Raw genomic sequence first — 6,928 nt, 5'->3', positions numbered from 1 at the left:
GCCGTCTTCGCGCCGGTGGTGCCGCTGATCATGCTGCTGGTCTTCCCGCAGAACGTCGGCCTGGCCAACTACCTGCTGATCCTGCCGAGCATCGTCTACAACCTGGTGCTGTTCCCGCTCTGGCACAAGTGCCGGTACGGCCTGGACAGCTGGACGGTCAAGATGATCTACGGCTGGTCGCACTTCTACGCGGTGGTCGACATCATCCGGGGCCGCCGGATGGGCTGGCAGCCGACCGGCGGCACCAAGAAGAAGAGCAAGACCCGGCGGTTGTGGCTCGCGATGCGGCTGTGGACGGGCGGGACGGCGCTGCTCTGGGTCGGCGGGGCCGCCTACCGGATGCTGACGAAGGACGCGCTGACCTACACACCTCTGTTCCTGACCGGCATGTTCTTCCTCACCATCGTGGCCCAGGCGCTGCTCATCGACCCCGACAAGGACCGCGCCGAGGTGCTGCCGGCGTGAGGACCAAGCACCTGATCGCCGGTGCGGTGATCCTGTCGCTGGCGGTTGTCGAGTTCAGCGTGGCGCGCGACCTCGACCTGTCCGCGGGGCCGGCTCAGGCCCGCGGCGGCGCGATTGGTGCCGCCGCGGCGCCCAGTGCCGCGCCGGTGCCGGCTTTCGACGTCTCGCACCTGATCGAGCCGTCCGGCAAGTATTTCGGCGTGGCGCTGGGCGGCGCCCCGACGGCGGCGGACAACGTGGCCGGCTACACCGAGCGGGTCGGCAAGAAGCCCAACATGCTGACCGTCTTCGAGAGCTTCGACGACGAGTTCGCCGCCAGCCAGGCGCGGGAGGCGTACCAGAACGGCGCGCTGCCGGTGATCCGGTGGGAGCCGTTCAGGCCCAAGCTCAAGGACATCGCCGCCGGCAAGCAGGACGCGTACATCACCCGGTTCGCCACCGCCGTGCGCACGGTGAACGTGCCGATCGTGCTCACCTTCGCGCACGAGATGAACGGCGGCTGGTATTCGTGGGGCGCCGGCAAGAACAAGGCCGCCGACTTCGTGGCCGCGTGGCGGCACATCCACGGTCTGTTCGAGAAGGCCGACGCCACCAACGTCATCTGGACCTGGACGCCCAACGTGATCAACCCGGTGCCCGGCGTGAAGCTCAAGCCGCTGTATCCGGGCGACAAGTACGTCGACTGGATCGGCATCGACGGCTACTTCACGCGCAAGGGCAAGAACACCTACGACGAGCTCTTCGGGCCGACGAAGAAGCAGGTGCGCAAGTTCACCGACAAGCCGTTCCTCATCGTCGAGACCGGCGCCGAGCCCGGCGGCAGCCGTCCCGAGTGGATCGGCGAGCTCACCGGCGGCGTGGCCGAGGACGACGACATGCTCGGGTTCGTCTACTTCAACCAGAACGGTTCGGCGCGCTGGAAGATCGACCAGGATTCCGCGGCAGTCCGGGCGCTGCGCAAGGGCGGGGCCAAGAAGGTCTACGGGTTCACGGTCCGATGACCTCGAGCGTCACCCCGCCCGGCGACGTGCAGACGTTCCGCGCCGAGCCGATCAGCCACCGCGCCACGGGCGAGCGATCGCGCGGCACCGCCTTCTGGGCGTTGCTGCCCGCCCTGGTCACCGCGGCCGTCGTCTACCGGCAGGCGGGCACCCGGGCGCTGTGGGAGGACGAGTACGTCACCTGGCATGCCGTCGCCATGTCGTGGAGCGATCTCGGCCGCATGCTCACCAACGTGGACCTGGTCCACGCCTTCTACTACGTGGTGATGCGCGGCTGGGTCGCGGTGGCCGGCGACTCTCTGCTGACCCTGCGGATCCCGTCGCTGGCCGCGATGGTGGTCACCGCCGCGGCGGCCACGCTGATCGGCCGGCGGCTGGCCGGGACCCGGGTCGGCGTGGTCGGCGGCCTGCTGCTCGCGCTGATCCCGTCGATCTCCCGGTACGCGCAGGAGGTCCGGTCGTACGCGCTGGTCACCATGCTGGTCACGGTCTCCACCTGGTTTCTGCTGCGGGCCGTGGAGCGGCCGACCTGGCCGCGCTGGTTCTCATACGCGCTGACCCTCGCACTGGCCGGCCTGGGCCACTTCCTGTCCTTCGCCGTGCTCGGCGCCCACCTGCTCTACGCGCTCCTTGCCACCCGGTCAACGGACGAGATCCGCCGCTGGCGGTTCGCCGGCGCGGCCGCCGGCGCCTGCCTCGTCGTGATCCCGCTGCCGGCGCTGGCGTCCCGGCAGTCCGGCCAGGTGTCCTGGCTGGCCGACGACAAGCGGGCTCCGGTCGAGCTGCCGGCCCGGTTGTTCCTGGCCGACCACCTGGCCTACGCCGTGATCCTGCTGGCCCTGCTCGGCGCGGTGCTGCTCTGGCGCAAGTCCCGCGCCGGCACGGTGCTGCTGCTCGCCTGGGCGGCCGTCCCGATCCTGTTCATCTACGCCAGCTCGCCGGTCCTGCACCTGCTGGCGGCGCGCTACGTGCTGTTCACCCTGCCGGCGTTCACGCTGCTGGCGGCCGGCGCGATCGTCTTCCTGTTCGGGCCGTACGGCGCCAAGAAGGCCGGCGCCCGCTGGATGCTGAGCGCCGCGCTCGTGCTGCCCGGCCTGGCCTACCTGGCGGTCGACGGCTACCGGGAGGTGCGGACCAGCCCGGTCAAGGGCCAGCCCGGGTACGCCCCGGCGTTCGCGTACATCGCCGCGAAGACCCAGCCGGGCGACGGCATCGTCTACAACGACCGCTTCCGCACCCACCTGGCCCGCACCGCGGCCGAGTACGAACTGCGTGCCGAGACCCGCACCGGCCGGGCCCCGAAGGACGTGCTGCTGACCCGCACGGCGGCCCAGGTGGGCCGCTTCGGCGCCGAGGAGTGCCCCGACCCGGCGCCCTGCCTCTCCGGCAACAAACGGCTGTGGCTGCTCAGCACCGGCACCGGCAAACAGCCGTGGGAGGGCATGAAGCCGGCCGCGGCCGCCATCCTCGACCACGACTTCAGCGCCGGCGAGGTGCAGCAGTTCCCGCGGATCCGGGTGGTCCTGCTGACCCGCAAGGCACCCGGCTCGTAACGGCTGATATCACGGCCGGGCGGCCGCGCGTGGCGGAACGCCGGAAACTCAGCGGCCGGGCCGAGTGGCCGATGGGGTCTGCGTGACGACTCCGCTCGCGCGGCTGCCGCGTGGCGCCCGGCTGACCGACGACTCCTGGACCGCCCGGCACCGCGTCGTGGTGCGACTGCTCTGGGGCCACGTTCCCGCGTTGCTGCTGGTCGGGCTGGCCGGCCCGGCGCCGCTCTTCGAGACGGTGCTGCTGACCGCGCTGATCGCCGCCACGGCCGCGTGCACCTCCTTGCCACGCACTCGGAGCGGCCGCTCCACGGTGGCCAGCCTCGGCCTGATCATGTCCACCTTCGTCTTCATCGAGCTGTCCGGCGGCCGCGTCGACTCCCACCTGCACCTCTACGCGATCCTGGTGTTCGTCGCGCTCTACCAGCGCTGGGCGCCGCTGGTGTGGGCGCTGGTCTTCGTCGTCGTGCACCACGCGACGGTGGGCATCCTCGCCCCCGCGCGGGTCTTCGGCATGATGGTGGACCACCACGAGGCACTGGTCATGGTCGCCATCCACTCCGGCGCGGTGGTCCTCGAGGTCGCCGGGATCCTGATCTTCTGGCACTTCGCTGAGCAGGCCGAGCGCGAGGGGGAGCGGCTGGCCGAGGAGGCCGCGCTGGCCCTGCGGGAGCGCGACGAGGCCGACCGCGCCGCGAAGGCCCGCGAGGTCGAGGCGGAGCAGGAGCGCGCCGCCCGGGCCGTGCAGGAGTCGGCGCGGACCGCCCGGCACGCCGCCGAGGTGGCCGAGGGCGCGCGGGCGGCGATCGACGCCGTCGCCGCCGTGGACCGGGAGCTGTCCGGGCTGGCGGCCGCCGTGCAGGACATCGCCCGGCGGTCCACCCAGGCGGCCGGGATCGCCGCGACCGGCCGCGAGGTCGCCGACGACGCCACCGAGCGGATGACCGGCCTGCAGACCTCGGTGTCCGAGATCGCCGAGGTGAACTCGCTGATCGCGCAGCTCGCCGGTCAGACCAACCTGCTGTCGCTGAACGCCACCATCGAGGCCGCGCGAGCCGGCGAGATGGGCAAGGGCTTCGCGGTGGTGGCGAGTGAGGTCAAGCAGCTCGCCAACGAGACGGCCACCTCGGCCAGCCGGGTGAACGGCGTGATCGGCGCGATCACCGGTCAGACCGAGGCTGCGGCCGGCGGGTTCGCCTCCACCACGTCGGCGGTCAACGAGATCAGCGAGGTGCAGGTGGCGATCGCCGCGTCGGTCGAGGAGCAGGCGTCGGTCCTGGCCGAGATCGCCCGCCAGGTCTCCACGGCGTCCACGGCAGGCAAGGAGGTCCTCGCCGGCCTCGACCGCCTGATCGCCGACGCCCGCCGCAGCGCCTGAACCTCGATCCGCAGAACAGCCCTAGGCGCCCCAGCCGGCCTGCTCGCCGCCCACCCGGTCGGCGACGATGCGCTCCTGGTATCCGCTGCGGCGGTAGGCCGCGATCGGGTCCGGATCCAGGCCGGCGTCGGTGCGGACCTCGGCCAGCAGCGGGCGCACGTCGGTGTTGTACGCGTCCATCAACACCCCGTTGGCGGCCAGCACGTCGCCGTCGTTCTGTGCCTTGGCGAGCGCGTCCCGGTCGACCAGCAGCGCCTTGGCGGTGGCCTCCTGGATGTTCATCACCGAGCGGATGATCGCCGGGATCTTCGTCTCGATGTTGTGGCACTGGTCGAGCATGAAGTTGATCCCGTACGCCGGGTCCAGCGCGTCCCCGCGGACGATCTCGTACATGATGCGGAACAGCTGGAACGGGTCGGCGGCGCCGGCCATCAGGTCGTCGTCGGCGTAGAAGCGGCTGTTGAAGTCGAACGCGCCGAGCTTGTTCTGCCGCAGCAGGAACGCCACGATGAACTCGATGTTGGTGCCGGGCGCGTGGTGACCGGTGTCGATGCAGACGGTCGCCCGCTCGCCCAGCTCGATGCAGTGGGCGTAAGACGTGCCCCAGTCCGGCACGTCGGTGGCGTAGAAGGCCGGCTCGAAGAGCTTGTACTCCAGCAGGATCCGCTGGTCGCCGGTGAGCCGGTCGTACGCCTCGCGCAGCGCCGCGTGCAGCCGGTCCTGCCGGTTGCGCAGGTCGTCCTGGCCCGGGTAGTTGATGCCGTCGGCGAACCACAGTTTCAGGTCGCGCGACCCGGTCCGGTCCATGATGTCGACCGCCTCGAGCAGGTGGTCGGTGGCCTTGCGCCGGATCCCCGGGTCGGGGTTGGTGACCGACCCCAGCTTGTAGTCGTCGTCCTGGAAGACGTTGGTGTTGATGGCGCCGATCTTGACGCCGAGAGAGGCGGCGTACTCGGCCAGCGCCGCGTAGTCGTCCACCTTGTCCCACGGGATGTGCAGGGCGACGGTCGGCGCGACGCCGGTGTGCTGGTGCACGACGGCCGCGTCGGCGATCTTCTCCTCCGGCGAGCGGGGGACGCCCGGCTGGGCGAACACCTTGAAGCGGGTGCCGGAGTTGCCGAACGCCCAGGACGGCGTCTCGATGCGCTGGGCGGTCAGCGCCCGCTTGACGGCGGCGATGTCGGTCATGGTGACTCCAAGTGAAAAACCTCTTCGAGCAGCGGGAAGCCCTCCGTGGGTGTGGTGCCCGCGAAGAACTCCGCCATCTCGGCCTGCCAACGGGTGTTGACGTCCAGCGCCTCCATTGCCGCCTGGGACGTTGCTAGGTCGTCCGCCTCGACATACCCGATGAGCAGGCCGTCGTCACGGAGGAAGAGCGAATAGTTGCGCCAGCCGGTGGACCGGAGAGCGTCCTGCATCTCCGGCCACACGGCTCGGTGCCGCGCCACGTACTCATCGATCCGGTCGGGCCGGACCTGGAGCTGGAAGCAGTAGCGCGGCATGTCGGCCTCAGAAGTTGAACTGGTCGATGTTCTCGGGGGTGAACTCGGTCGGCGGGCCGAGCACGATCTCGCCGTCCTTGCCGACCGTGTAGTCGCCGAGCTTGCCGGCCTTGAACCTCTCACCCTCGGCGCCGCTGATCTGGCCGGAGGCGAGCGCGACGCCCGCGTAGGCGGCCAGGTAGCCGATGTCGGCCGGGTTCCACAGGGCGAACACCTTGACCGTGCCGTCCTTCACGTACTCGCGCATCTGGTTGGGCAGGCCCAGCCCGGTGACCGCGACCTTGCCCTTGTAGCTCGAGCTGCTCACGTAGCGCCCGGCGGCCGCGATGCCCACCGTGGTCGGCGCGACGATCACCTTGAGATTCGGGTACGACTGCAGCAGGCCCTGCGCCTCCTGGAACGACTTCTGGTCGTCGTCGTTGCCGTAGGCGGTCTTGACCAGCTTCAGCTTGCTGTTCTCCGGCTTGGCCAGCTCGGTCTTCATGACCTCGATCCAGGCGTTCTGGTTCGTCGCGTTCGGCGTGGCCGACAGGATCGCGATCTCGCCGCCGGCCGGGCCGGCCTGCGCGCTCGCCATCTTCACCAGGCTCTCACCGATGCCCTGCGTGGTGGCCTGGTTGATGAAGACGTCGCGGCAGTCCTTGGCGGCGTCCGAGTCGAACCCGACGATCTTGATCTTCGCCGCCCGGGCCTGCTTCAGCGACGGGCACACCGCGTTCGGGTCGTTGGCCGCGATCGCGATGACGTCCTGCTGTTGCTGGATCAGCGTGTTGATGTAGGACACCTGCGACGAGGCGCTGGCGTCGTTGGGCCCGGTCAGCTTGTACTCGCCCTTGAGCTCCCCGAGCGCCACCTTGCCGCCGCCGACCTCCACGTCGGTGTACGGGTTGTTGAGCTGCTTGGGCAGGAAGGCCATCTTGACGCCCTCCTTGAGCTTGGCGCCCGGGTCGGCGCTGGCGCCGGACTGCGCCGCCGAGCCGGAGTCGCCGGAGTTATCCCGCGTCGTGCCGCCGCAGGCGCCGGCGCCGAGCA

General features: G+C 70.4%; 7 protein-coding genes. 4 read left to right on the top strand and 3 right to left on the bottom strand.

Annotated elements, in window-relative coordinates:
• The 4 genes from AB0M20_RS19790 to AB0M20_RS19775 form a co-directional block, all read left to right on the top strand.
• Positions 1-465: hypothetical protein (locus AB0M20_RS19790; protein WP_364300066.1), on the top strand; the 465-nt coding region annotated here is incomplete at its 5' end.
• Entirely contained in the window at positions 462-1,466 is a 1,005-nt protein-coding gene (locus tag AB0M20_RS19785; RefSeq protein WP_364300064.1) for a glycosyl hydrolase, read from the top strand. The genes AB0M20_RS19790 and AB0M20_RS19785, both read left to right, overlap by 4 nt.
• Positions 1,463-3,019 carry a glycosyltransferase family 39 protein gene (locus tag AB0M20_RS19780; protein ID WP_364300062.1) on the top strand — a complete coding sequence of 519 codons (1,557 nt, stop codon included), beginning with the start codon at positions 1,463-1,465 and terminating at the stop codon, positions 3,017-3,019. Before AB0M20_RS19785 ends, AB0M20_RS19780 begins: the two co-directional genes overlap by 4 nt.
• Positions 3,020-3,101: 82 nt before the next feature.
• Positions 3,102-4,394, top strand: a complete 1,293-nt coding sequence (locus AB0M20_RS19775) for a methyl-accepting chemotaxis protein (protein ID WP_364300060.1) — start codon at positions 3,102-3,104, stop codon at positions 4,392-4,394.
• A 21-nt stretch (positions 4,395-4,415) separates the two neighbouring features.
• Here the strand turns inward: AB0M20_RS19775 and rhaI are convergent, their stop codons facing one another.
• The 3 genes from rhaI to rhaS form a co-directional block, all read right to left on the bottom strand.
• Positions 4,416-5,582, bottom strand: coding sequence for an L-rhamnose isomerase (gene rhaI, locus AB0M20_RS19770; protein ID WP_364300058.1), 1,167 nt, complete (start codon positions 5,580-5,582; stop codon positions 4,416-4,418).
• The gene (locus tag AB0M20_RS19765) at positions 5,579-5,896 is read right to left on the bottom strand and encodes an L-rhamnose mutarotase (RefSeq protein WP_364300056.1); all 318 of its coding nucleotides are present in this window, start codon (positions 5,894-5,896) and stop codon (positions 5,579-5,581) included. Before AB0M20_RS19765 ends, rhaI begins: the two co-directional genes overlap by 4 nt.
• A gap of 7 nt (positions 5,897-5,903) precedes the next feature.
• The coding region (gene rhaS / locus AB0M20_RS19760; protein ID WP_364300054.1) for a rhamnose ABC transporter substrate-binding protein at positions 5,904-6,928 on the bottom strand (1,025 nt) is incomplete at its 5' end.

Source organism: Actinoplanes sp. NPDC051633 (assembly GCF_040681735.1).
Lineage (GTDB): Bacteria > Actinomycetota > Actinomycetes > Mycobacteriales > Micromonosporaceae > Actinoplanes.
Note: the sequence above shows the minus strand (reverse complement) of the source record. Positions and strands in the feature narration are given on the sequence as shown.

Bases quoted from the DNA above. Each gene is read 5' to 3' on its own strand.
- AB0M20_RS19780 (WP_364300062.1), top strand. From the start codon at position 1,463: ATGACCTCGAGCGTCACCCCGCCCGGCGACGTGCAGACGTTCCGCGCC.
- rhaI (WP_364300058.1), bottom strand. From the start codon at position 5,582: ATGACCGACATCGCCGCCGTCAAGCGGGCGCTGACCGCCCAGCGCATC.
- AB0M20_RS19765 (WP_364300056.1), bottom strand. From the start codon at position 5,896: ATGCCGCGCTACTGCTTCCAGCTCCAGGTCCGGCCCGACCGGATCGAT.